General features: G+C 60.9%; 25 protein-coding genes and 1 pseudogene. All 26 read left to right on the top strand.

Going from position 1 to position 21380, the window contains the following annotated elements; all coding sequences use genetic code 11:
- Nucleotides 1–116: pseudogene (locus A6723_RS31665) on the top strand (IS30 family transposase); the annotation flags it as partial.
- Nucleotides 117–225: 109 nt separating this feature from the next.
- The gene (locus A6723_RS07160; protein WP_054909981.1) at nucleotides 226–930 is read left to right on the top strand and encodes a hypothetical protein; all 705 of its coding nucleotides are present in this window, start codon (nucleotides 226–228) and stop codon (nucleotides 928–930) included.
- 62 nt (nucleotides 931–992) lie between these two features.
- On the top strand, nucleotides 993–1700 hold the full coding sequence (locus A6723_RS07155) for a TIGR03759 family integrating conjugative element protein (protein ID WP_306304369.1): 708 nt from the start codon (nucleotides 993–995) through the stop codon (nucleotides 1698–1700).
- Nucleotides 1685–2242: a hypothetical protein gene (locus tag A6723_RS07150; RefSeq protein WP_054909977.1), complete on the top strand. Its 558-nt coding sequence runs from the start codon at nucleotides 1685–1687 to the stop codon at nucleotides 2240–2242. The genes A6723_RS07155 and A6723_RS07150 overlap by 16 nt, the downstream gene beginning before the upstream one ends.
- Nucleotides 2239–2745 carry an integrating conjugative element protein gene (locus A6723_RS07145; RefSeq protein ID WP_054909976.1) on the top strand — a complete coding sequence of 169 codons (507 nt, stop codon included), beginning with the start codon at nucleotides 2239–2241 and terminating at the stop codon, nucleotides 2743–2745. The genes A6723_RS07150 and A6723_RS07145 overlap by 4 nt, the downstream gene beginning before the upstream one ends.
- Nucleotides 2746–2754: 9 nt before the next feature.
- Nucleotides 2755–2985 carry a hypothetical protein gene (locus A6723_RS07140; RefSeq protein ID WP_139092924.1) on the top strand — a complete coding sequence of 77 codons (231 nt, stop codon included), beginning with the start codon at nucleotides 2755–2757 and terminating at the stop codon, nucleotides 2983–2985.
- Nucleotides 2986–2990: 5 nt separating this feature from the next.
- Nucleotides 2991–5216 carry a type IV conjugative transfer system coupling protein TraD gene (gene traD / locus A6723_RS07135; RefSeq protein WP_054909974.1) on the top strand — a complete coding sequence of 742 codons (2226 nt, stop codon included), beginning with the start codon at nucleotides 2991–2993 and terminating at the stop codon, nucleotides 5214–5216.
- Between the two features lie 10 nt (nucleotides 5217–5226).
- Entirely contained in the window at nucleotides 5227–5973 is a 747-nt protein-coding gene (locus A6723_RS07130) for a TIGR03747 family integrating conjugative element membrane protein (protein WP_054909973.1), read from the top strand.
- 10 nt (nucleotides 5974–5983) lie between these two features.
- On the top strand, nucleotides 5984–7462 hold the full coding sequence (locus A6723_RS07125) for a UvrD-helicase domain-containing protein (RefSeq protein WP_054909972.1): 1479 nt from the start codon (nucleotides 5984–5986) through the stop codon (nucleotides 7460–7462).
- Nucleotides 7463–7565: 103 nt separating this feature from the next.
- Nucleotides 7566–7865, top strand: a complete 300-nt coding sequence (locus A6723_RS07120) for a hypothetical protein (RefSeq protein ID WP_054909971.1) — start codon at nucleotides 7566–7568, stop codon at nucleotides 7863–7865.
- Nucleotides 7866–8011: 146 nt separating this feature from the next.
- Nucleotides 8012–8329: an RAQPRD family integrative conjugative element protein gene (locus A6723_RS07115; RefSeq protein WP_082450784.1), complete on the top strand. Its 318-nt coding sequence runs from the start codon at nucleotides 8012–8014 to the stop codon at nucleotides 8327–8329.
- The gene (locus tag A6723_RS07110; RefSeq protein WP_054909969.1) at nucleotides 8326–8565 is read left to right on the top strand and encodes a TIGR03758 family integrating conjugative element protein; all 240 of its coding nucleotides are present in this window, start codon (nucleotides 8326–8328) and stop codon (nucleotides 8563–8565) included. Before A6723_RS07115 ends, A6723_RS07110 begins: the two co-directional genes overlap by 4 nt.
- A gap of 16 nt (nucleotides 8566–8581) precedes the next feature.
- Nucleotides 8582–8926, top strand: a complete 345-nt coding sequence (locus A6723_RS07105) for a TIGR03745 family integrating conjugative element membrane protein (RefSeq protein ID WP_054909968.1) — start codon at nucleotides 8582–8584, stop codon at nucleotides 8924–8926.
- Between the two features lie 15 nt (nucleotides 8927–8941).
- Nucleotides 8942–9322 (top strand): TIGR03750 family conjugal transfer protein, encoded by a 381-nt coding sequence (locus A6723_RS07100; protein WP_054909967.1) that lies wholly within the window; start codon nucleotides 8942–8944, stop codon nucleotides 9320–9322.
- Between the two features lie 2 nt (nucleotides 9323–9324).
- Complete coding sequence (locus A6723_RS07095; RefSeq protein ID WP_054909966.1) at nucleotides 9325–9981, top strand: PFL_4703 family integrating conjugative element protein; 657 nt, start codon at nucleotides 9325–9327, stop codon at nucleotides 9979–9981.
- A complete protein-coding gene (locus A6723_RS07090) occupies nucleotides 9978–10880 on the top strand; it encodes a TIGR03749 family integrating conjugative element protein (protein ID WP_054909965.1) in 903 nt (300 codons plus the stop codon). Before A6723_RS07095 ends, A6723_RS07090 begins: the two co-directional genes overlap by 4 nt.
- Nucleotides 10870–12375 (top strand): TIGR03752 family integrating conjugative element protein, encoded by a 1506-nt coding sequence (locus tag A6723_RS07085; RefSeq protein ID WP_054909980.1) that lies wholly within the window; start codon nucleotides 10870–10872, stop codon nucleotides 12373–12375. The genes A6723_RS07090 and A6723_RS07085 overlap by 11 nt, the downstream gene beginning before the upstream one ends.
- Nucleotides 12353–12796, top strand: a complete 444-nt coding sequence (locus tag A6723_RS07080) for a TIGR03751 family conjugal transfer lipoprotein (RefSeq protein ID WP_054909964.1) — start codon at nucleotides 12353–12355, stop codon at nucleotides 12794–12796. The genes A6723_RS07085 and A6723_RS07080 overlap by 23 nt, the downstream gene beginning before the upstream one ends.
- Nucleotides 12796–15792: a conjugative transfer ATPase gene (locus tag A6723_RS07075; RefSeq protein WP_054909963.1), complete on the top strand. Its 2997-nt coding sequence runs from the start codon at nucleotides 12796–12798 to the stop codon at nucleotides 15790–15792. Before A6723_RS07080 ends, A6723_RS07075 begins: the two co-directional genes overlap by 1 nt.
- On the top strand, nucleotides 15789–16088 hold the full coding sequence (locus A6723_RS07070; RefSeq protein ID WP_054909962.1) for a hypothetical protein: 300 nt from the start codon (nucleotides 15789–15791) through the stop codon (nucleotides 16086–16088). The genes A6723_RS07075 and A6723_RS07070 overlap by 4 nt, the downstream gene beginning before the upstream one ends.
- Nucleotides 16085–16744 carry a thioredoxin domain-containing protein gene (locus A6723_RS07065; RefSeq protein WP_054909961.1) on the top strand — a complete coding sequence of 220 codons (660 nt, stop codon included), beginning with the start codon at nucleotides 16085–16087 and terminating at the stop codon, nucleotides 16742–16744. The genes A6723_RS07070 and A6723_RS07065 overlap by 4 nt, the downstream gene beginning before the upstream one ends.
- A 96-nt stretch (nucleotides 16745–16840) precedes the next feature.
- Nucleotides 16841–17269, top strand: a complete 429-nt coding sequence (locus A6723_RS31150; protein WP_082450783.1) for a TIGR03757 family integrating conjugative element protein — start codon at nucleotides 16841–16843, stop codon at nucleotides 17267–17269.
- Complete coding sequence (locus A6723_RS07055; protein WP_054909959.1) at nucleotides 17266–18201, top strand: TIGR03756 family integrating conjugative element protein; 936 nt, start codon at nucleotides 17266–17268, stop codon at nucleotides 18199–18201. The genes A6723_RS31150 and A6723_RS07055 overlap by 4 nt, the downstream gene beginning before the upstream one ends.
- A 22-nt stretch (nucleotides 18202–18223) precedes the next feature.
- Nucleotides 18224–19579: an integrating conjugative element protein gene (locus A6723_RS07050; RefSeq protein ID WP_054909958.1), complete on the top strand. Its 1356-nt coding sequence runs from the start codon at nucleotides 18224–18226 to the stop codon at nucleotides 19577–19579.
- A 5-nt stretch (nucleotides 19580–19584) separates the two neighbouring features.
- Nucleotides 19585–19941: a hypothetical protein gene (locus A6723_RS07045; protein ID WP_054909957.1), complete on the top strand. Its 357-nt coding sequence runs from the start codon at nucleotides 19585–19587 to the stop codon at nucleotides 19939–19941.
- Entirely contained in the window at nucleotides 19938–21314 is a 1377-nt protein-coding gene (locus tag A6723_RS07040) for a conjugal transfer protein TraG N-terminal domain-containing protein (RefSeq protein WP_083192803.1), read from the top strand. The genes A6723_RS07045 and A6723_RS07040 overlap by 4 nt, the downstream gene beginning before the upstream one ends.
- Nucleotides 21315–21380: the final 66 nt, after the last annotated feature.

The following is a 21380-nucleotide window of genomic DNA, read 5'->3' as shown; positions in this document are numbered from 1 at the left end:
CCGTCGAAGCCGTCAATCGGACAGTAGCGAGGATCAATCTACGCCCGCGCAAGCGCTTGGGCTGGAAGACGCCGTACGAAGTGCATACAGGGGTGAGCGTTGCACTTATGTGTTGAATTCAGGGTCAACCAACATCAGAAAAAATCCATGCGGGTGGGCTACGCATTTCTTGCTGCAGCCATCCCCCTGATGCGCGAGGGTGTTTCCGGCTTCGAGAGGACACCCATGAACCTGCGCCCTACCCGATCATCGCTGCTCATCACGATAGGATTTCTTGCCCTCGGGGGCCTCGCGGCTTACCAGCAGTACCAGTTGGTCAATATGCGAGGCTCCTTGGAAGGTGCTGCCGAAAAAACGTCGATCAACGCTCTTCTCAGCCGAGTGGGCAAGCTCGACGAGCGAGTCGACACCTTCGCCGGCCAGCACATGGTCAGCGATGAGGATTTCCGAGCTGCCCAGCAGGCGCTATCCAACCGGATAGACGCGGCTCAGGCATATGCCAAACAAGCAGCCGACAACGTGAGCCAGCTCGCGCAGACGTCAGCCTCTGCAGGGGACATCGTTTTACTGAAGGCCGACCTGGAGACACTCAGCAACTCCGTCCAGGAGCTGAAGAGGCCGCAAGCCCAACCGGCCTCAGCACCGGCCCCAACCAAGAAACCCGCTGTCGCGAAAGCTAAGCCCTCCCCTCCTAAAGCCAAACCTTCTCCGCCGGAACCTCCGCCGTTCCACATCGTGGGCATCGAGTACCGAGGAGGCGAACGCTTCCTCTCGATTGCCCCACCGGGCAGCACGAGGCTGAGCCAGATCTACCTGATTCGCCCCGGCGACGCAGTCGCCGGCACAACCTGGCGACTCAACTCTCTCGACGACCGAGCCGCTCGGTTCGACGCCGCCGGCACAACCAAGACCATCAGCCTGCAGCCATAGGTCCGACTATGCATAGACGAGCTCTCAATCACTTCGCAATGGCAACTGCCTCGGCGTGTCTGATGTTGGCAAGCATCTGCACATCGGGCGCCGAGCAAAGCTCCCAAACCACCGCCTCGCAGTGGCAACACACAGCAGAACAGAACCTCGGTCAGCAGGCACAGCAGCACGAGTTGGCCCGTGAATGGGGGCTCACTGAGCAGGAGTACGAGCGGTATCAGTTGCTGATGCAAGGTCCTCGCGGAATCTACTCCCCGGGCCTCGACCCGCTGACGGCACTGGGCATCGAGGCGAAATCGGACGCGGAGCGGCAACGGTACGCCCAACTGCAGGTACAGGCAGAGCGGCAGCGTGTCGAAAAAGAGCTTGCGTACCAGCGTGCCTACGACGAAGCCAACGCCCGCATGTACCCGGGTGAAAAGGTCATCCAGATCTCCCCGAGCACCAGCCGCAACGGCGCGGCCGGCAAAGCAACCCTGGAGAGCAGCGGGCGCCTGGCAGTCTTTGTGAAGGACGATTGCGCTCCGTGCATCGACCAGGTGCGCGCGCTGCAGACCGCCAAACGCTCCTTCGACCTGTATTTCGTAGGTAGCCAGGGCGATGACGATCGAATCCGGCGCTGGGCGATCCTCGCCGGCATCGAGCCGGTAAATGTGAAGAGCCGGCAGATCACGCTCAACCATGACCAGGGCCGCTGGCTTGGCCTGAGCCTGGGAGGTGAGCTGCCCGCTGCCGTCATGAAGGTCAATGGACAATGGCAACGCCAGTGACCCGCTTCCTTGCCCTCCTCACCGCGCTGCTGCTCTGTGGATCAACCCGCGCCGCCGAGGAGCCACCGCCGGCTTATCAGACGATAGCGATCGAGCATGGCATACCGTCGGTAGTCCTCTACTCCGTCGCGCTGCAGGAGAGTGGCGCGCGGATCCGCGACCAAATTGTGCCATGGCCCTGGACGCTGAACGTCGCCGGCGCCGGCTACCGATTCGCCACACGGAAAGACGCCTGCCAGGCGCTGATGATCGCTCTCGTCACAGCCGGCCCAGCTCGCGTCGACGTCGGTCTCGGGCAAACCAACATTGGCGCGAATGGCCACCGCTACAGCTACCCCTGCGAAGGCCTCGACCCCTACAAGAACCTGGCTGTTACTGCCGAGATTCTCAGCGAGCAAAAAGCGAAGGGTGGTAGTTGGATCGACGCTGCAGGTCGCTACCACCGACCCGCCGGTGGCGCACCGGCTGCACGCTATCGCGAGTCGTTCGCCCGACACCTCAGCCGGGTAACCGGCATCAACCTCCTGGTGACCAACCCATGAAGTTTCCGCTCGCGAGCTGCCTGGTCGCACTCAGCCTCACCTGGCCTTACGCCCTGGCATCCGCTGGCCAGCTGGTTGTCGTCGAGGACCATGGTGGTGTTTCCGCACTCCCCTACTACCAGGACCTCGTACCTGATCCGGCTGACGCCCAGCGTCTTCCTGTACAAGGCGTCCAGTTGGGTGGTGCTTTCCCTATCGTGACGCCGGAGATGTCTCCCGGCTCCGTTCAGGGCCGGGTAATCAACGCTCCAGGACTTCAGCCCCTGTTCCTTGTTGGGGACGACGAGAGTTCCAGGGCCTGGCTGCAACGGCACCTGCAGCAGCTCCAACAGCTGCAGGCGATGGGCCTGGTGGTGAATGTCAGCGGGCCGAGCCGCCTGGCTGAAGTGAGGAAGTGGGCACCAGGCCTACAGCTGCTCCCCACGCCGGGAACCGACATTGCCGGTCGACTCGGCCTGCGTCACTACCCCGTCCTCATCACATCGACCACCGTCCAGCAGTAGGAGGCGATCTTGTCGTCGCTCAACTCGCCACACATGACCCTGATGATCGAATTGCCGAAGGACGTGCGGCGCCAGGACCTCATGCTCGACCAGATGCAGCACGTCATCACTCTCTTCGGCGGGCGTGTGGCCTGGAGGACTGAGGACGACCTCCTTTCCATGCTCCAGCACCTTCGTGACGAACTCGAAACAGCAAATCATCAGGGTCCTCAGCAAAGCATCACATCCCAGGGGAGCTAGTCGCCATGGCCGCTACATACACGCTGGATGCGCTACTGCGCCCTCCCGTGGAGCTGTACACCACCACCATCAGCTACATGGCCGCGGCGCTCTGTGTTCTCGCGCCCTGGGCGCTGGCCCTGACGCCGCTTTTCGGCTTGATCGCTGCGCTGATGTTCGCCTACCTAGGAACGATCCGGCTGATGCAAGCGCTTCGAGTACTTCGCTACCAGAAGAACATCAGACGGCTACCGCACTACACGATGACCAGCGCCGAAATGCCCGTCAGCAATGAGCGGCTGTTTATCGGCAAGGGGTTCCGCTGGACACAAAAGCATACGCAGCGACTGGCCGACACCTATCTGCCCCAGTTCTCCCCTTACGTTGAGCCATCGCCGTTGTATCAGCGTGCGCGGCGCCTCGAGGAACGGTTGGAGTTCGCTCCCTTCCCACTGAGCTTTCTGGCCAAGGCCACGTCATGGGATTCCTCCTGGAATCCAGCTCGGCCACTTCCACCAGTTGGCGGTCTGCCACGGCTGCACGGCATTGAGCCAGAGGAACACGATGTCAGCCTGCCGCTGGGGGAGCGAGTGGGACACACGCTCGTCCTGGGCACAACTCGGGTGGGCAAGACGCGGCTCGCCGAACTTTTCATCACGCAGGACATCCGCCGGCCCCATCGCCGGCGCCGACGCGTACAGATGGGGCGGCGAACCCAGACCGTGCACCATGGCCACCGACGCCGGCGTGATAATGAGCAGCCCGACCACGAGGTTGTCATCGTCTTCGATCCGAAAGGGGACGCGGACCTGCTGAAACGCATGTACGTCGAATGCAAGCGCGCCGGGCGCTTGGATGAGTTCTACGTCTTCCACCTTGGCTGGCCCGATATTTCCGCACGCTACAACGCCGTGGGGCGGTTCGGACGCATCAGCGAGGTTGCAACTCGCATCGCCGGCCAGCTGTCCGGCGAAGGCAACAGCGCGGCGTTCAGGGAGTTCGCCTGGCGGTTCGTCAACATCATCGCCCAGTCCCTCGTCGCCCTGGGCAGGCGTCCAGACTATGAGCAGATCCGCCGGCACGTCATCAACATCGACGAGCTGTTCGTGGAGTACGCACAGAAATATTTCGCCGATCACGATCCGAAGGCCTGGGAAACTATCGTGGCGATCGAGGGCAAGATCGATCGGAAGACTCTCAGCTTCGCCATGAAAGACCGGCCGCTGCGGGTAGTGGCCATCGATGCCTACCTTACGCAGAAGCGCATCTCTGACTCCGTCATGGATGGCTTGCGCAGCGCAGTGCGCTACGACAAAACCTATTTCGACAAGATCGTCGCGTCGCTTTTGCCGCTCCTGGAGAAGCTCACCACCGGCCGGATTGCAGAGCTGCTCTCACCCGACTACCTGGACCTCAACGACTCGAGGCCAATCTTCGACTGGATGCAGGTCATCCGGAAGCGCGCTGTGGTCTACATCGGTCTCGACGCTCTGTCGGATACCGAGGTGTCCTCGGCGGTTGGCAACTCGATGTTCAGCGACCTGGTCTCGGTAGCCGGCCACATCTACAAGCATGGTCTCGACGATGGCCTTCCCGGCGGCCTAGCCGCAGGCAAGGTGCGCATCAACCTCCACGCCGACGAGTTCAACGAGCTGATCGGCGACGAGTTCATCCCCATGGTCAACAAGGCAGGCGGCGCCGGCATCCAGGTGACCGCGTATACGCAGACCATGAGCGACATCGAGGCCAAGATCGGCTCCCGGGCGAAAGCCGGCCAGGTAGTGGGCAACTTCAACAACCTGTTCATGCTCAGGGTTCGGGAGACAGCCACGGCCGAACTGCTGACAAATCAGTTGCCCAAGGTGCAGATCTACAACAGCACGCCGGCGAGCAGCGCGAACGATTCGGTCAACGGCAAGACGGCGTTCACTTCCAATACCCACGACCAGGTGCAGATGACCAGCGTGCCAATGATTGAGCCGGCTCACGTGGTAGGCCTGCCAAAGGGGCAGTGCTTTGCCCTCATCGAGGGCGGGAACCTGTGGAAGATCCGCATGCCACTTCCAGCCAACGACCCCGACGAGGTCCTGCCAAAGAACCTGCAGGAACTGGCAGCCGGCATGCGCAAAGGTGCCACTTCCAGCTCCGGGGAATGGTGGGAGGCGCCCGGCTACCAGAACATCAACGATGGGCTCCCTGCCGACCTGGTCGACGACTTTCGTCACTTGGGCGGCAGCGACGAGGCGGCTTGAGGGATGAACCATGGCTGAAATCGCTGAACGTGCCCAGACCCAGCAGGAGCGTCCGGAGTCCCTCCTGCGTACGATCATCGGCCTCCCCTTTCAGCTCGCCGGCGTGCTCTTCGGCTCGCTTCTGGCAGCGGTGATAGTGGAGTGGCTCTGCCTCTACTTCTTCTGGCCGGAGGCTGGCTGGCAGCATGCCCAGGAAATGCTCAATTACGAGCTGGGGTGGCTGTCCCAGGGGCTTCTGCATAGCGTTCTGGTCCAGGAGCCCGGGCACACGGCGAAATGGATCGTGGGCCTGATCTACGAGTGGCTGATCGTGAAGACCGGCCTCTTCGATTGGATGCAGGGGATGTCCGCTGTGGCGCAGGCAGGCCCCAAGTCAGAATTCGACGTCCGCTACCTCACCGCACAGGGCGTGTCCACCGTGCAGACCTACGCCCTGGCGGCACTGTTTACGATTCTGACCTTCTGCGTCAGGACAGTGGTACTGGTGCTGACGATCCCGCTCTTTGCCATGGCAGCCTTCACCGGTCTGGTCGACGGGCTGGTCCGGCGCGACCTGCGTAAGTTCGGCGCCGGCCGGGAGTCCAGCTACCTGTACCACAAGGCCAGAAGCACGATGCTTCCGCTGGCGATCCTACCCTGGACGCTCTATCTCGCCATTCCGATCAGCATCAGCCCCCTCCTGGTTCTGCTGCCATGTGCAGCTCTGCTCGGTGTCTCGGTCAGCATCACAGCAGCCAGCTTCAAGAAGTACCTCTAAGGAGCACGATATGCAGTGGACTCCAGAGCAACAGCCCATCATCGGATCGCGAGCGAACAAGCTCAGGATCTTGGCGTTCGCCGGCACAGGCAAAACGACCACGCTGGTTGGCTATGCGCAGCATCACCCTGAGCTCCGTATTCTCTACCTTTGCTACAACAGCTCCGTGGAGTTGGCGGCCCGCAGCCGCTTCCCCCGAAAAAACGTGGTGAGCAAGACCGCACATGGCCTGGCCTATGCCGTCTACGGCACCCAATACAGCCACAAGCAGACCAAGAATCTGCGACTCACCGACATTGCCCGCGCGCTCAATACCCAAGACTGGGAACTGGTCAGAGACGTGCTGTCCACTCTCAACAATTTCATGGCCAGTGCGGATGGCGAAATCGACCGCGAACATTTCCCGCGCTTCAAGGGCAGGCAGATGCTGACAACAGCGCAGGAGCGTTATCTCCTACAAGCGCTGGGTGCCACCCGCTCGATCTGGGTTCGAATGAAGGATCTGCAGGACACCAGCATGCTGATCCCCCACGATGGCTACCTGAAGCTCTACCAGTTGAGTAAGCCTGACCTGAGCCAGCGATTTGACTGCATCCTGCTGGACGAGGCCCAGGACGTGAACCCTGTGATCGCCGATATTGTGCGCATCCAGAAGATACGCAGAGTCGCTGTTGGGGACCCGCACCAGCAGCTCTATCGTTTCCGTGGTGCCGAGGATGCGCTCGACGCACCCTGGATGGAGGGCGCGGAAACGCACTACCTGTCCCAGAGTTTCCGGTTTGGTCCCGCAGTAGCCCACGTCGCGAACATAATCCTGTCCTACAAGGGGGAAACACGGAAGCTCCAGGGCTTAGGTGCGAAGACCCAAGTGAAGAAGGCGCTTCCCCCAGGCCTGCCGCATCGTGCCTTCATCCATCGCACCGTGATCGGCGTGATTGAGAATGCCCTCAGCCTCATCCGAGAGAAGCCTCGCTTCTATTGGGTGGGTGGCATCGACAGCTATTCGCTCCGCGACCTTGAAGACCTGTTCCACTTCAGCCGAGGAAATCGGGACCAGGTTCAGAACAAGAAGCTGCTACGGGACTACCGAGACTTCGGCCAGTACGTGGAGATCGCCGAGGTCAGCCAAGACAGCGAAATGCTTCGGTCGATCAAAATCATCTCGGCCTACCCTGACCTCCCTCAGCGAATCCTGGCACTGCGCAGCTGCTCGGTGGACAAGAACCAGGAGCTGGACGCCACGGTGACCCTGACCACCGCGCATAAGGCGAAGGGGCTCGAATGGGACTTCGTCTCGCTCTACGAGGACTTCACAGCCGATCCCCTTTCTCCCGACCTCGATCCTGGCCGGCGCGACGACGAGCTCAACCTACTCTATGTGTCGGTGACCCGCGCCATGCGGATCCTCGCCATCAACAGCTTGGTCCTGGCGATTATGGAGCGATACGTCGAAGCTCGTGCTCCAGGAGCTCTTCAACAGAGGGCCTGAGCTCCGGCCCGAAAATCCCTGCAGGGGCTGCTGAGAATTTCTGGTTGTGCTTCCAGCCACCGGAGCCCGTTATCTGGAGCCTTTATTCCAGCTGGAGCACACCATGAATTTCAAGCGCTTTGAGCACCGCATCGAGCACGTCGCCATTCCGTTAAAGACCCAAACCAGCGGAGTGCTGTTCAAATCGACCGAGGTCACGCTCGAGCCCGACCTTGTGCAACTGCTGCAGCACGACACATTTCAGGCGCTCCTCGGGCCGCTGGGGGCTGAGGGCTGGGAACTGGTGACCGTGCAGCCACTGTGCCGCGGCGAGACCAAAATCGGTAACCAGAACGCCCAGGGCTGGGCATATGGCTTCGCTATGCCCGTGGGCTACCTGCTGTTCTTCAAGCGCGAAACCTAGGCGTGACGGGCTCGAGAAAATCCGCGCGAGCCCAGTAAGTATTTCTTGCGGCGAGCGAGTGGTTGGTGCCGGCAAGCTGGCATCAACCGACTTGCCAGAGCGTAGCCGTGAACCATCGCCGCCCTTCCTCCGCATCTCTCAGCCGAATCGCCCAGTACGGGCTCATCGCCGTCATCGGGTGCATCTGCTTCCCGCCGCTGGCGGACGCCGCCAGTGCGTCCGAGCAGGCAAACATCGAGGTCATGATTCGCCAGCTGAATGCCCTCGAGGACTCGGCCAGGCGCAGCGCGCATGTCGCCGATGAGCCTGGGCAGCGCTACTACTTCGACTACGAGCGCCTGGCAGGCGACATCCAGCGTATTCGCCAGGGCCTGCAGGACTACCTCACCCCCAGTCGCGCCCAGCCCCGAGATCTGGCCGAACTCACCGGCAACTACACCCTGACGGGAGGCCGTATGCCATGAGCATGAGCTCCTCGCAGTCCGCGGCATTTAAAGCCGCCAGCGGCTTCACACCGCAGGCAACAACAACCCTGGTCGTCGGAGCTCTGGTCGCACTGGCGATGCTGTGGGGCGCTTGGGCGGCCTACAGCATCTGGCGCGGCTGGGCGACCAAGAACCTCGACCGTTCGATAGCCGGATCATCTGCCATCCGCCTGATCTTGCTTCTCATGATTCTCACCTTCTTTGTCCTCAGCTAACTCACGGAGCACACCAATGCCCAAGCAGCCCTACTCCCGCGCACTCACCCTCAGCATGATCCTGCTGGCTCTGCCGGAGCTCGCCAACGCGGCTCTGCCGCAGGCCCAAGCCCCCAGTCGGGGGGAAGGTTCGAACTGGCTCCAGACCATCCAGAACTATGGTTACGACGGGTTCATGCTCCTGGGCCTGATCATCCTCGGCGCGATGATCCTAGGCGTCTCCTGGCACGCCTATGGCGTCTACCACGACATTCACGACGGTAAGAAAAAGTGGCGGGATCTGGGCGCTACCGCCGTTGTGGGCATCGGCATCATCTGTGTCGGCATCTTCATGGTCACCAAAGCGACCGGCATCCTCTAAGGAAGGTTTGCGACCATGGCCGACGACCAACACCTCGACGATGGGACCCTCAAGTTCCTTCCCACCAATCTCAACAGACAGCCCGTGATCATGGGCGGTCTGACTGCCGACGAGATGTGGGGCACCGTGTTCCTCAGCGGCGCGGTCGGCTTTGTCCTGGGAATCCCTGTCGCGATTCTGTCCGGCAACCTGGCACTGATCATCGCGGGCGCCCTCGCCGGCGGTGTGCTGGGGCTGACCGTCGCAAGCCGCATCTTGCGGAAGATGAAGCGCAACCGACCTGACACTTGGTTCTACCGCCAGGTGCAACTCTACATCGCCCAATACGCCCCATTCTGGGGTGACAGCGGGCTGATCACGCGCTCCGGCGCATGGACCTGTCACCGCACGGAGTAACCATGAGTTTTCGCAAGAAGGTGGACGCCCAGCAGGCGCACATCCTGAGCCTGCGCCTGGCCCTGGGATTCATGACCATCGTGTGCCTGGCACTCGCATACGGGTGGTGGAAAGCACCGAAGGACCTGACCGTACACGTACCTCCAGACCTGCGCTCGGGTAGCACTCGTAAATGGTGGGATGTACCACCGGAGAGCGTCTACAGCTTTGCCTTGTACATCTTCCAGCAGATGAACCGCTGGCCGAGCGACGGCGAAGTGGACTATCAGGCCAACATCGACCGACTGGATGCCTACCTCACTCCCGGCTGCAAGACCTACCTGCAGAAGGACTTCGAGCTACGTCGCAACGCGGGCGAGCTCCGCAAGCGCGAGCGCGGTGTCTTTGAAATCCCAGGTCGCGGTGTAGATGACAAAAATGAGCAGCACACCATCGTCCAGACCATTAACGATTGGACCGTGAACCTCGACATTGCAGCCGACGAGCACTACGGCGGCGAGCGCGTAAAGCGCGCCCTATCGCGCTATCCCCTCCATATCGTTCGTGCGGACCTTGACCCCGAGCGCAACCCCTTCGGTCTGCAGTGGGACTGCTACACCAGCAATCCGGTGAGGATCGAGGTCGACAACGACATTTCCGGACCAGGTGGCCAGCAATGAAGATCCTGCTTCGCTGGGGCAGCGCCCTGTCTTTCTTGATTGCTGCCCATGCGCAGGCGGTCGAGATCCTGCAATGGGAGCGGATCCCCCTCGCGGTGCCTCTGCGGGTAGGCCAGGAGCGGATCTTGTTCGTCGACCAGAACGTGCGAGTGGGCATGAAACCTGAGCTGGTCGGGAAGCTTCGAGTGCAGAGTACGGGCGGCGCCATCTACCTTCTCGCCAACGAGACCATCTCTCCTTCTCGCCTGCAGCTGCAGAACGTCGCCAACGGCGAGATCATGCTGGTGGACATCGCGGCCACCCCGGCACAGGACGGTCAGCCTGCACTGGAGCCGGTGAAGATTGTCGCTGGAGAGACCACACCGTCCCGCTATGGCCAAGCTCCCAGCACCAAGCTCCAAAGCACAGCGGCGACCACCACTACCGGCCAGCAGGAAGAAGATGCGCCCCCGGTACCGCAACATGAAACACCGTCACCGGTGGTGCTCACCAGGTACGCGGCGCAAATGCTGTATGCCCCACTGCGTACTGTTGAACCTGTAGCCGGAATTGCCCAGGAACGCATCGATCGGCGACTTGATCTGAGCACTCTGTTGCCAGTACAGCCGCTGGAAGCTAGTGCTCTCGGCGCCTGGAAGCTGGATGGCTTCTACGTGACCGCAGTCAAGCTGCGCAACACCAGCTCACAGCAGCTCAAGCTGGATCCTCGCGACCTGATGGGCAACTTCGTTGCGGCCACCTTCCAACACCCCTACCTCGGGGCGCGGGGCAACGCGACGGACACTACAACCGTCTACCTGGTCACCCAGGGCAAGGAGCTCCGCGAGTCGTTGTTGCCGGCATCCATCAGCCAGGTAGATCCGAAAGGAGGCCAGCGTGGCAGCAACTCTGAAAGGTAACCCCCTCCTGAAGTGGCTGGCCGTCCCCTTCGGCATATTCGTCATCGTGATACTCACGAGCCTTACGAAACACAAAGGCGAAGATGCCACGCCCGAGGAAAAGCCCAAGATCGGCTCCGGCCAGGCCAAGGCGCTGGGTGTAGACGGTGACACGCCCAGTGACACCCTTCGTACAGTTGTCGCGGAAAGCCGGCAGCTGAAGGACCAGATGACACAGGCCCTGAAGGATAACGGCGAGCTCAAACGACAGAACGAGGAGCTGCAGGCCCGCCTGGGCAACATCAACCAGACCGTGGATCAACGCCTCAACGCCGCCCAGCAGCAACTGCAGCAGCACACCCAGGAACAGAGCCAAGGCATCCTCGACAAGCTGCAGAAGCAGATGGATACCCTTTCCAAGCGCGAGTCTGGGATGGAAGGCGCCAACTCTACAGGCAGCGACCTGCCGATCGGCTTCGGCGTCCAGCCTGGCGATGGCCAGGCATTCCAGCACAACGCCAGCTCCAAGCAGGACATGGTCTGGATTGAGCCCCAGGATGCTACGGCTTTGGATGCCAGTGGCAAGCCGCTCACCACAGGCTCAGGACAATCCGCCAGTAGCTTCAGCTTCCCGTCGAGCTTCGGCCAGGCTGCCGACCGAGGACAGAACATCCTCAACAACAGCGCTCACAGCGTTGGTGGCGAAATATCGCCGCAAGACGCCCGTAAGCAGGTCCGGAAGACGTACACGCTGCCTCAGAACTCGACGCTGATGGGATCGGTGGCCATGTCAGCGCTGATCGGTAGGGTTCCGATCGACGGCACCGTGAACGATCCGTACCCGTTCAAGGTACTGATCGGCCCGGACAACCTGACCGCCAATGGCATCGAGCTGCCCGACGTCGCCGGCGCGGTGGCCACCGGCACTGCTTCCGGCGATTGGACGCTGTCTTGCGTGCGCGGTCAGATCCGCAGCCTCACCTTCGTGTTCAACGATGGGACAGTGCGAACCTTCCCGGCTCCGGCCGAGGAGGCGAACGGCAACCAGAACAACAACCAGGCCAGCAGCGGAAATGGCCAGCAGTCCATCCAGGGCGGACTGGGCTGGATCAGCGACCCGTATGGCATCCCTTGCATCTCCGGCGACCGCCGCTCCAACGCCAAGGAATACCTGACCAACCAATCGCTCGTCACTGCCGCCGGCGCCGGCGTCGCCAAACTGCTGAAAGCGGACGACAGCAGCAGCTCGGCGGTGTTCAGCAGCAACGGCACGTCGTTCGGTACCACCGGCACCTCAGGGAACTCCGCCATCGGCAGCATCCTGTCGGGGGGCGTGAGCGATATCAGGTCCTGGATGAACAAGCTGTACGGGGAGGCATTCGCCGCGGTCTACGTTCCGCCCGGGGCGAAGGTGTCCGTCCATCTCGATCAGCAACTGGCGATCGACTACGAGATCAAGGGCCGCAAGGTCGACTACACCGCTGGAGCTTCGCATGTTTCCGCAAATCTTGACTGAGCGCCGGGCAGCCGTTGCCGCCTGGCTTGCGCTGGCCATGCTCAGCAGTGGCTGCTCAACCAATAAGGACGAGCTGCTCCCCCATGGAGATACCAGCATGATGGATGTATGGCAGCAGGGGACAACCGGGAGCAGCGGTAGCTCCAGCAGCAGATTGCTGCTGGATGCGCGGCAGGAGCTCCGCCGTCCAATCGACGTAGGGCAGGCAGCAGCCACGAACGACAATGACGAGTTCACCCGCACTGCGCAGAACGAGATCTACAGCCAGTTCAAACGTCTGCCGAACCCTGACCTGGTCATGTACGTGTTCCCTCACCTGGCAGGATCTGACCCAGCACCGGTCCCCGGTTACACCACGGTCTTCCCGCTTTACCAACGGGTGCAGTACGCGATGCCCGGCGAAAGAACGGAGGAATATTGATGGGCCTTTTTGAACGTCTCCGTGGACGAGCCCGGGCAGAGACGGTCGAGCCCGTTGTCGAGCTCGACAACCACTCCGACGAGTATCTGTCGACCCAAGAGCAAGACCCGCTGCCAGCACCTGCTGGCCCTGATGAAATTGAAGCGGCGACCGAACGCCACCTGGAGCGCCTTGCCAACCTCGGCATTCCGCTCCCCAACGACTGGCGCAATCCGAAGGACAAACCAGCCACCGATGCTGACGTAGCCCGCATGTACGATGTGGCTCCATCCTTTGTCGACCTGCTGCCGTGGGTAGAATTTCTGCCGGCGGAGAAAGCGATGCTCCTCGAGGACGGCCGCTCTCAGGCCGCCTTCTTCGAGCTAACCCCGATCGGCACTGAGGGCCGCGACTCCGCATGGCTGCGCTCGGCGCGTGATGCGCTGGAAAACGCCCTGCAGGACTGTTTCGAAGAGTTGGAAAGCTCGCCTTGGGTACTGCAGCTGTACGCCCAGGACGAAACGAGCTGGGACGAGTACCAGGAAGCCCTGCGCTCCTACATCAAGCCCAGTGCAGCTGGCAGCGAGTTCACCGAGCTGTATAGGTCGCTGTTCAAACGGCACCTGGAATCGATCTCCAAGCCCGGAGGACTGTTCGAGGATACGGCCGTCAGCAAACTGCCTTGGCGCGGCCAAAATCGCAGGGTTCGCCTGGTCGTGTATCGGCGAGTCGCCAAGCAGGACAGCGTCGTGCGTGGCCAGGCTCCCGGCCCCTACCTGGCTGTTATCTGCGATCGCCTGGAAGGAGCCTTGGCCAACGCCGGCGTGATTGCCAAACGTATGGATGGCCACGCCATCCGCCAATGGCTAATCCACTGGTTCAACCCTCATCCCGATCATCTCGGTACCAGCGACGCAGATATCAGGCGCTTCTATGAACTGGTCTGCCAGCGTCCAGATGATCTTCCCGAGGACGAGTTGCCACTGGCCAGCGGGACCGACTTCGCCCAGAACCTGTTCTTCAGGGAACCCTTATCCCAAATTGAAGCTGGGCTCTGGTCATTCGACGGCATGCCGCATCGAGTGGTCATGCTCGATCGCCTTCGCGATGCCCCGAAAACCGGACACCTGACCGGCGAGACGAAGAAGGCTGACGCACTCAACTCCCTCTTCGACCGGCTACCCGAGGACACGATCCTCTGCATCACCATGGTGGCAACGCCGCAGGACTTGCTGGAAGGCCACCTGGAACAGTTGTCGAAGAAGGCCGTAGGCGACACCCAAGCCTCCGCCCACACCCGCGCCGACGTTGAAGAGGCCCGGAAACTCCTCGGGCGTAAGCACAAGATGTATCGAGCCAGCGTCGCCTTTTACCTGCGCGGCGCCGACAGGGCCCAACTGGAAACACGGACCACCCAGTTGAACAACGCCCTACTGGGGGCGGGCATGCTCCCGGTCCAGCCTCAGGACGAAGTCGCGCCGCTCAACAGCTACCTGCGGTGGCTGCCCTGCAACTTCGACCCGAACGAGTCGAGAGCCATGGACTGGTACGTCCAGATGATGTTTGTCCAGCACATCGCTAACCTCGCCCCTATCTGGGGGCGCTCCACTGGTACTGGTCGGCCCGGCATCACACTGTTCAACCGAGGCGGCGCGCCCCTCACCTTCGACCCCTTGAACCGCCTCGACCGGCAGATGAACGCACACCTGTTCCTGTTCGGCCCGACTGGTGCCGGTAAGTCAGCCACAGCCACCAACATCCTCTGCCAGATCACGGCGGTCTACCGGCCGCGCTTGTTCGTCGTGGAAGCGGGCAATAGCTTCGGTCTTCTGGGGGAGTTCGCGAAGCGACTGGGCCTGACCGTCAACCGCGTCCGCCTCGCACCAGGTTCAGGCGTCAGCCTGGCCCCGTTTGCCGATGCCATCCAGCTGGTTGAACGGCCCGACAAGGCGAAGGTGTTAAACCCGGAGGACCTCGAAGCTTCGGACGCGCACTTGGCCAGCGCCCTTGATGGTACAGAAGACGAACAGCGCGACATCCTCGGTGAGCTGGAGATCACGGCCCGCTTGATGATCACCGGCGGCGAGCCGAACGAGGATGCCAGGATGACGCGTGCCGACCGCAGCGCGATCCGCCAGTGCATCCTGGACGCCGCGGCGACGTGCTCGACGGCGAACCGGGTTGTCTTGACCGAAGACGTGCGCGATGCCCTGAAAGCCATGGCTGCGGATGAGTCCATCCCCGAGAGCCGTCGGAACCGCTTCATGGAAATGGCCGAGGCCATGCAGATCTTCTGCATGGGCACGGAAGGCGAAATGTTCAACCGCGAGGGAACGCCCTGGCCCGAGGCCGACATCACCATCGTCGACCTAGCAACCTACGCTCGGGAGGGTTACCAGGCGCAGATGGCCATCTCCTACATCTCGCTCCTCAACACGGTGAACAACATCGCTGAGCGCGACCAATTCAAGGGCCGCCCACTGATCTTCTTCACCGACGAAGGCCACATCCAGTTGAAGGTCCCGCTGCTGTCGCCCTACGCAGTGAAAATTACGAAGATGTGGAGGAAGCTCGGGGCCTGGTTCTGGATGGCCACCCAGAACGTCGACGACGTGCCCCCCGAGGCCTCTGCCCTGCTCAACATGATCGAGTGGTGGATCTGCCTGAACATGCCGCCAGATGAGGTCGAGAAGATCGCCCGGTTCCGTGAGCTGACGCCTGCCCAGAAGACGATGATGCTTTCGGCCCGGAAAGAGAACGGCAAGTTCACCGAAGGTGTCGTTCTAGCCAAGCGCATCGAGTTGCTCTTCCGTGTGGTGCCACCCAGTCTGTATCTCGCACTCGCAATGACCGAGCCGGAAGAGAAGAAGCAGCGCTACGACATCATGAAGGCCATCGGGTGCGACGAGCTCGGCGCTGCCCTAGAGGTATCAGCCGACCTGGACCGCAAGCGCGGCATTACCCCCTACCCCATCACATTTTCTGCAACAGCGAAGGCCGCGGAGCGCCAGGCATGAGAATTCTCAATTCCCTGACCCAGAACCTGATCGAAAACCTGACCCAGCTGCTCAAACATCCTGGGCAAGAAGCCCTGCAGACTCTTGAGGTGTGCGCTCCTGTGCTCATCGATGAACTGCAGCAGATCAAAGAACGTGCGGTCGATCGTCGCGATATTGGTCCGCAGATCCAGGCCGCCCTGGACGAGTGGCTGCAGCAACATCCCCTGCCGGAAAAAGCCCAGGAGGACCTGATCGAAGCCCTTCGCCGGCAGTCATTGATCCCCCAAGTGACACCCGCGGGGCCTGAGCAATGAGCTACCGCACCATGTATGTCCTACTTGGGGTTGCCTGCGTCATTGGACTGATCGCCGGCGCCATCGGGCTCTGGCCTTGGTCGTCATCAGACCACAAAAGCCCCTGGCTGTATGGCTCTCCCACAGCCAGGTGGACGATCACCGAATATGCGGATCTGGAGTGTCCCTACTGCCGGACCTATACACCTCAGCTGAAACGTTGGGTGAACCAGCAGCCGGACGTGAACCTCAAATGGCACCACTTCCCTCTACAGCTACATGGTGTTGCAGCAGTACACGAAGCTCGCCTCGTACATTGCGCGGGCACACTCGGCGGTGCGGCCTCCTTCTGGAGCGCCGTGGACCAGGTACTTGCGCGCACCGCCAGCAACGGGCAAGGGATTCCCAGCGACTTCGTGATACTGGGGCTAGACAACGCCAATTCGAAGGTCAACCTGCAGCTCTGCGCGAACAGCAGCGAAACCGCCCTTCTTGTAGATCAGGAGCGCTTCGAAGCTCAGCAGAAGGGAATTCAGGCTACCCCAACCCTGGAAATCACAGACAACAGAACCGGGCGTTCCCTGAGACTCGAAGGCCCTGCAGATAGCGCCACGTTGCTGTCTGCGATGGATAGGCTGGCCAACCAGGGGATGAGCTCAGGCACGTCGACCAGGTGACGGATAAAATGCCAGTCCCTGGGATAACTATTTCCTGCTGCGTCCCCCCTATCAGTTCCGGTCTCCTGCACCTGACCAACTACCAGGTGCAGCACCATGCTCAACTTCTCACGTATCGGCCAGTGGCGCGCCGTGGCGGTGCTCTGCGGAGCCATAGCCACAGGCACCACTCACGCCGAAACCTGGGTCATCACTGACTCAGCGCATCCAGTCACCCTGCCAGCAGGCGCCGGCATTCGCTTAATTCAGCTGGATGAACAGCAACGCCTCGAGGAGCAGCTTTCGCGCCTGCTTCCGGCCAATCCTCAACAAGCCGCTGCAGCTGCACAGAAGATCCTGAATGGCCCGGAAGGCACACGCATCCAGCGGGACCTGCTCGAGGCACAGCAAGGCGTCACTGATGCGTGGAGTGTGGGAGTCGAGAAGCTGCCTGCAGTGGTAGTCGGCCGCAAATACGTCGTGTATGGCCAACCGAATGTTGCCCTAGCCCTGCAGGCCATCGAACACTCGAGGAGTGTGCGATGAAAAAATCCCCTGTTCGCCTCTTGGCTGCGGCAATCGCTGCCTGTGCATCGTTCTCCACGTCGGCCGCGATCAACTCAGCCGCGATCATCAGCTCTTCGCTATCTCCTGACTGCCTCGAGTACAAGGTGGTCGGGATCTGCTACTGGCTGTTCTGCACCCCCTACGGGTGCAAAGTCAGGACCTCCACGAAGGTTCGTCACTTCATCCCGGATGTCGTGGTTTCTGCCTACGCCAACACGGGCGACAACCCGTGGACGGAAATGAGCTCGCTCGGCACGCCCAATGCGTCTGCGCAGGCCGGTAATGACGGCACTACGAACCACAACAACGAGAACAACAACATCAAGTTCAAAGAGGCAGATGTCGTCGGCCACCCAGGTGGGTCCCTCTTCAGCCGATTTGCCAGCGCCTCGGGATACGCATGCAAGGGGGCAACCACTCCCTTCATGCCCTACATGCTCAGCACGCTGGATACGATTGCCTGGCGATACGGCATTCCAGAGTCGGTCTATCCGGAATCGCTCACTCCGGGGATGCGAGAGGTCGGCGGAATGCTTTCTGGTGACCTCTGGGGCAGTGTCTATCCACGCAGTGGCTTCCTGCACCAGAGCGACGACTACAAGGCCGGCGCGGTAATCGCCCAGCGAGCAGGCGATGTCACCACGCGCTACGGCCAACCCCATCTGTACATGCCCATCCGTGCCACACCAGAGGAAGGCTACTGGCCCGCCGGCGAGCTCCTCGAGGGCGACGCCACCACAGGCAAGTGGCAGGAGCTGACTCCGACGCTGTCGACGACGTGCGCGGTGTTCCCCAACAGCGGTCCGCGAGTTCAGGCCGAAGACGAAGCCTACGCCTGGGCGCTGTGGCGCCCCTACTCCTGCTGTCAGCGTCGCGGCCAGACGTTCCTTGGCAGCACCGACTTCCAATGAGCCTCAGTCACTGGAGCACCATATGAAACGCATTACCCAAGCAATCGGAATCGCGCTCAGCATGAGCAGTACCGTGGTACTCGCCGTAGACCCTATCAAAGTGGAGTCGCAAGGCAGCGTGATCGGAGACGACGTGTTGTACAGCATCGGGGGCGGAAGCGCGGTCACTATGGGCAGCGCTGGCCAGATGGAAAGCATCACGGTGGGAGCCGGCTGGCAGAACAACCTGGTCTGCGGAAACATGAGCCTGAACAACACACTGGAGAACCAGCTGAACGGCGCTACTCAAGGCTTCCAGAACATCATGGGCTCCGTCATCCAGAACGCTACCGGCGCGGTCTCCTCGCTGCCGGCACTCATCCTGCAGCGCGCCAATCCAGCTCTCTACAATTTACTCACCAACGGCATCCTGCAGGCGCGCCTCGACTACGACAGGTCGAAGGGCAGTTGCCGTGCCTTGGCCGAGAGCATGGCCGACATTGCAGGCAACCAGATGGGGTGGGGCAAAGTCGCCGAAGGCCAAAAGATGGGCCAAGAGTTGGCTTCCAACTCTGACGCCGTAGCTGTTGTGGAGAGGACGGAGAGCGCCTCCGGTAACTCCGGAGTCACCTGGGTGGGAGGATCTCAGGCAGGGGGGGCGGGCCAGCAGCCTATCCGGGTAGTCAGCGATGTGACCAAAGCTGGCTACAACCTGCTCAACAACCGGTCGGTTAGCGACACCTCGAGCATTCAAAAAGACACCTGTTCCAATGGCCTGGTCTGCGGCTCATGGGAGTCACCATCCAAAGCAGCAGAATTCGCCACACGTGTACTCGGTGAGCAGCAGATTCAGACCTGCGAAGGCTGCTCCAGTGCATCTTCACCTGGAGTCGGGCTTGCCCCCCTGATTCAAGAAACCTACGAAAACAAAATCCAGGCTCTGCAGGAGCTACTGAAACCAGGTGCAACGATCACAGCGGAGAAATTGCGCGATGCCGGCAGCGACTCCTTGCCTGTCACTCGTGGCGTAATCATGGCGTTGCGCGACGAACGCGACCAAGCATTGCTGGCTCAGCGCTTGGCTTCAGAAGTCGCCCTTGCAGACGTACTCGAGAAAAGCTTGCTGCTCCAGCGAATGCTGATCACTGGCAGCAAGGAACCCAACGTGAACATGAACAAGCTAGCTGTAGATGCTGTTCTCGGAAGCACGGATACCCTGCAACAGCTCATCACCAACTTGAAGACTGAGCTTGATATGAGGCAGCAACTGGCCAAGAACTCTCCGATGGCCATCGTCGAGCGCGGTCAGTCTCGGGCAGAAAACTCCAGAGCGGTACTTCCTGGAGCTCCTGAAACCGATCGCCTGCAGCAGCTGCAGAAACCCGCGACCAAGGAGTGAGCCCGATGGACCAGCAAATCACCAAAAAGGCCGGACTGCTCAAGGGTGTGGCCATCAGTCTGGCGTTCACCTTGGGCCTCATCCTGGTGAGTATCGTGCTCAGCATGATCGTCATCAACCACCTGGGCGGTGTAGAGCTCTGGCTGAACTGGCGACAAGACAACTACCTGTGGCTGCTGGCTTGGAGGATCTGTCTCTACGTGATGCTCGCCACCTTCTGGTTGAAGTTGAAGAGCCGGATGCCCCCTCTTGAGGATGGCCCTACCAAGAACCGCATGCTTCGCATCGAGCTCCTGGTAGCGTTCCTTGCTGTGATCATCGAGCTCGTGAAAGCCCCGGTAAGCTGGGGTGACCTGCTATGACCCTCTACACCAACGATTACCTCGAGTATTACCTCACGCTGGTCGGCTGGATCATCAACAACGGCATCTGGAACATGATCTCGGACACCGGCCTGTTTGCCCTCCCCTTTCTGATCATCATCGTCCGGGAATGGCTGAAGGTTCGCGGGGAAGGGGCCGACGAAGGCAACAAGGGTGTCCTGTCCCTTGCCCGCATCGAGACGCAGATCTACGTTGGATACGTGGTGGTCTGTCTCGGGGGGATTCCCACGGTGTCGGTGGGGCTGGATACCATCCAGTTCGACCAGGAGCGCGCACAGCAGTGCCAAGTCACCTTGCCGAAGCCTGCTGACACCGGCTGGAACACCACATTCAGCTCGATAGCAGGCAAGAGTGCGGAGCTCCCTATCTGGTGGGCTTTCATGCACGCCCTCTCCAAGGGCTTCACCAACGGCGCTATCGCTGCCATTCCCTGTGGCACAGACCTTCGCCAGATGCGCATGGATGTCGACTCGACGCGGATCAACAACCCACTCCTCGCCCAGGAGGTGGCGGACTTCACCCATGACTGCTTCGGCCCCTCGCGCGCGCGGTTGTTCATGAGGCAGCCAGAGCTCGGCCCCATTGCCGAAGACAAGAAAGCGCTCCAGGACCTCAACTGGATCGGTTCGCACTACTTCCTGAACAACAATGGGTACTACGACACCGACTATTCAAGGACGCCCCGGGCGGCGTGGCCATATGACTCCCAGCGTGATGCTGGCATGCCGGAGGTTACAGGCGGAGGCGGCTATCCCAAATGCAAGCAGTGGTGGTCCGACAGTAGCATCGGCCTGCGCGATCGGCTAAAGGCCCAGGTCGATCCGGACCTGCTGACCCAGTTTCTCGGATGGGCAAAGTGGCTGTCGCAGGATGAGGTAACTGACTCGCTGATTCGACAGCTGGTGTCACCTTCCAACCAGGTCAATGGAGATGTCTATACCGACTACGGTGGCCAAGTAGGCGGTACCCTATGGAATGGGCTCTCTCGAGCGGGCGGCACTTTCGGCGTTGCACTCGGCTCCCTGGCCTACTTCCCTGCGATGGACATGGTTCGCCAGGCACTTCCCATGGTAACCGCTTTCCTAAAGATGGCCATGATCATCAGCATTCCGATCGTACTGATTGTTGGCTCATACCAACTCCAGGTCGCAATGACGATGACGGTTGTTTTTTTCGCGTTGATATTTCTCGACTTCTGGTTTCAACTCGCGAGGTGGCTCGACAGCACAATCCTTGATGCATTATATGGCTCGGGATCTCCTCATTTATCACTTGATCCAGTAATGGGAATAAATACAGCCACTCAAGATGCAATCTTGAATGTAAGCGAACGGGCATTACAGGTTGCGTAACGGCAGCCAGTTATGCGGCAACAACTCGGCGATCTCACTGGCGCGCTGCGTCGGCAGCCGCATCAG

The organism is Pseudomonas sp. AU11447, assembly GCF_001672555.2.
GTDB classification, from domain to species: Bacteria; Pseudomonadota; Gammaproteobacteria; order Pseudomonadales; family Pseudomonadaceae; genus Pseudomonas; species Pseudomonas nitroreducens.
The sequence above is the reverse complement of the archived record's forward strand: the minus strand, read 5'-3'. Positions and strand labels throughout refer to the sequence as shown.

Bases quoted from the DNA above. Each gene is read 5' to 3' on its own strand.
- A6723_RS07090 (WP_054909965.1), top strand. From the start codon at position 9,978: ATGAAGATCCTGCTTCGCTGGGGCAGCGCCCTGTCTTTCTTGATTGCT.
- A6723_RS07070 (WP_054909962.1), top strand. From the start codon at position 15,789: ATGAGAATTCTCAATTCCCTGACCCAGAACCTGATCGAAAACCTGACC.
- A6723_RS07155 (WP_306304369.1), top strand. From the start codon at position 993: ATGTTGGCAAGCATCTGCACATCGGGCGCCGAGCAAAGCTCCCAAACC.
- A6723_RS07120 (WP_054909971.1), top strand. From the start codon at position 7,566: ATGAATTTCAAGCGCTTTGAGCACCGCATCGAGCACGTCGCCATTCCG.
- traD (WP_054909974.1), top strand. From the start codon at position 2,991: ATGGCCGCTACATACACGCTGGATGCGCTACTGCGCCCTCCCGTGGAG.
- A6723_RS07100 (WP_054909967.1), top strand. From the start codon at position 8,942: ATGGCCGACGACCAACACCTCGACGATGGGACCCTCAAGTTCCTTCCC.
- A6723_RS07050 (WP_054909958.1), top strand. From the start codon at position 18,224: ATGAAACGCATTACCCAAGCAATCGGAATCGCGCTCAGCATGAGCAGT.
- A6723_RS07125 (WP_054909972.1), top strand. From the start codon at position 5,984: ATGCAGTGGACTCCAGAGCAACAGCCCATCATCGGATCGCGAGCGAAC.
- A6723_RS07095 (WP_054909966.1), top strand. From the start codon at position 9,325: ATGAGTTTTCGCAAGAAGGTGGACGCCCAGCAGGCGCACATCCTGAGC.
- A6723_RS07145 (WP_054909976.1), top strand. From the start codon at position 2,239: ATGAAGTTTCCGCTCGCGAGCTGCCTGGTCGCACTCAGCCTCACCTGG.
- A6723_RS07075 (WP_054909963.1), top strand. From the start codon at position 12,796: ATGGGCCTTTTTGAACGTCTCCGTGGACGAGCCCGGGCAGAGACGGTC.
- A6723_RS07130 (WP_054909973.1), top strand. From the start codon at position 5,227: ATGGCTGAAATCGCTGAACGTGCCCAGACCCAGCAGGAGCGTCCGGAG.
- A6723_RS31150 (WP_082450783.1), top strand. From the start codon at position 16,841: ATGCTCAACTTCTCACGTATCGGCCAGTGGCGCGCCGTGGCGGTGCTC.
- A6723_RS07105 (WP_054909968.1), top strand. From the start codon at position 8,582: ATGCCCAAGCAGCCCTACTCCCGCGCACTCACCCTCAGCATGATCCTG.
- A6723_RS07080 (WP_054909964.1), top strand. From the start codon at position 12,353: ATGTTTCCGCAAATCTTGACTGAGCGCCGGGCAGCCGTTGCCGCCTGG.
- A6723_RS07150 (WP_054909977.1), top strand. From the start codon at position 1,685: ATGGCAACGCCAGTGACCCGCTTCCTTGCCCTCCTCACCGCGCTGCTG.
- A6723_RS07110 (WP_054909969.1), top strand. From the start codon at position 8,326: ATGAGCATGAGCTCCTCGCAGTCCGCGGCATTTAAAGCCGCCAGCGGC.
- A6723_RS07040 (WP_083192803.1), top strand. From the start codon at position 19,938: ATGACCCTCTACACCAACGATTACCTCGAGTATTACCTCACGCTGGTC.
- A6723_RS07055 (WP_054909959.1), top strand. From the start codon at position 17,266: ATGAAAAAATCCCCTGTTCGCCTCTTGGCTGCGGCAATCGCTGCCTGT.
- A6723_RS07065 (WP_054909961.1), top strand. From the start codon at position 16,085: ATGAGCTACCGCACCATGTATGTCCTACTTGGGGTTGCCTGCGTCATT.
- A6723_RS07045 (WP_054909957.1), top strand. From the start codon at position 19,585: ATGGACCAGCAAATCACCAAAAAGGCCGGACTGCTCAAGGGTGTGGCC.
- A6723_RS07160 (WP_054909981.1), top strand. From the start codon at position 226: ATGAACCTGCGCCCTACCCGATCATCGCTGCTCATCACGATAGGATTT.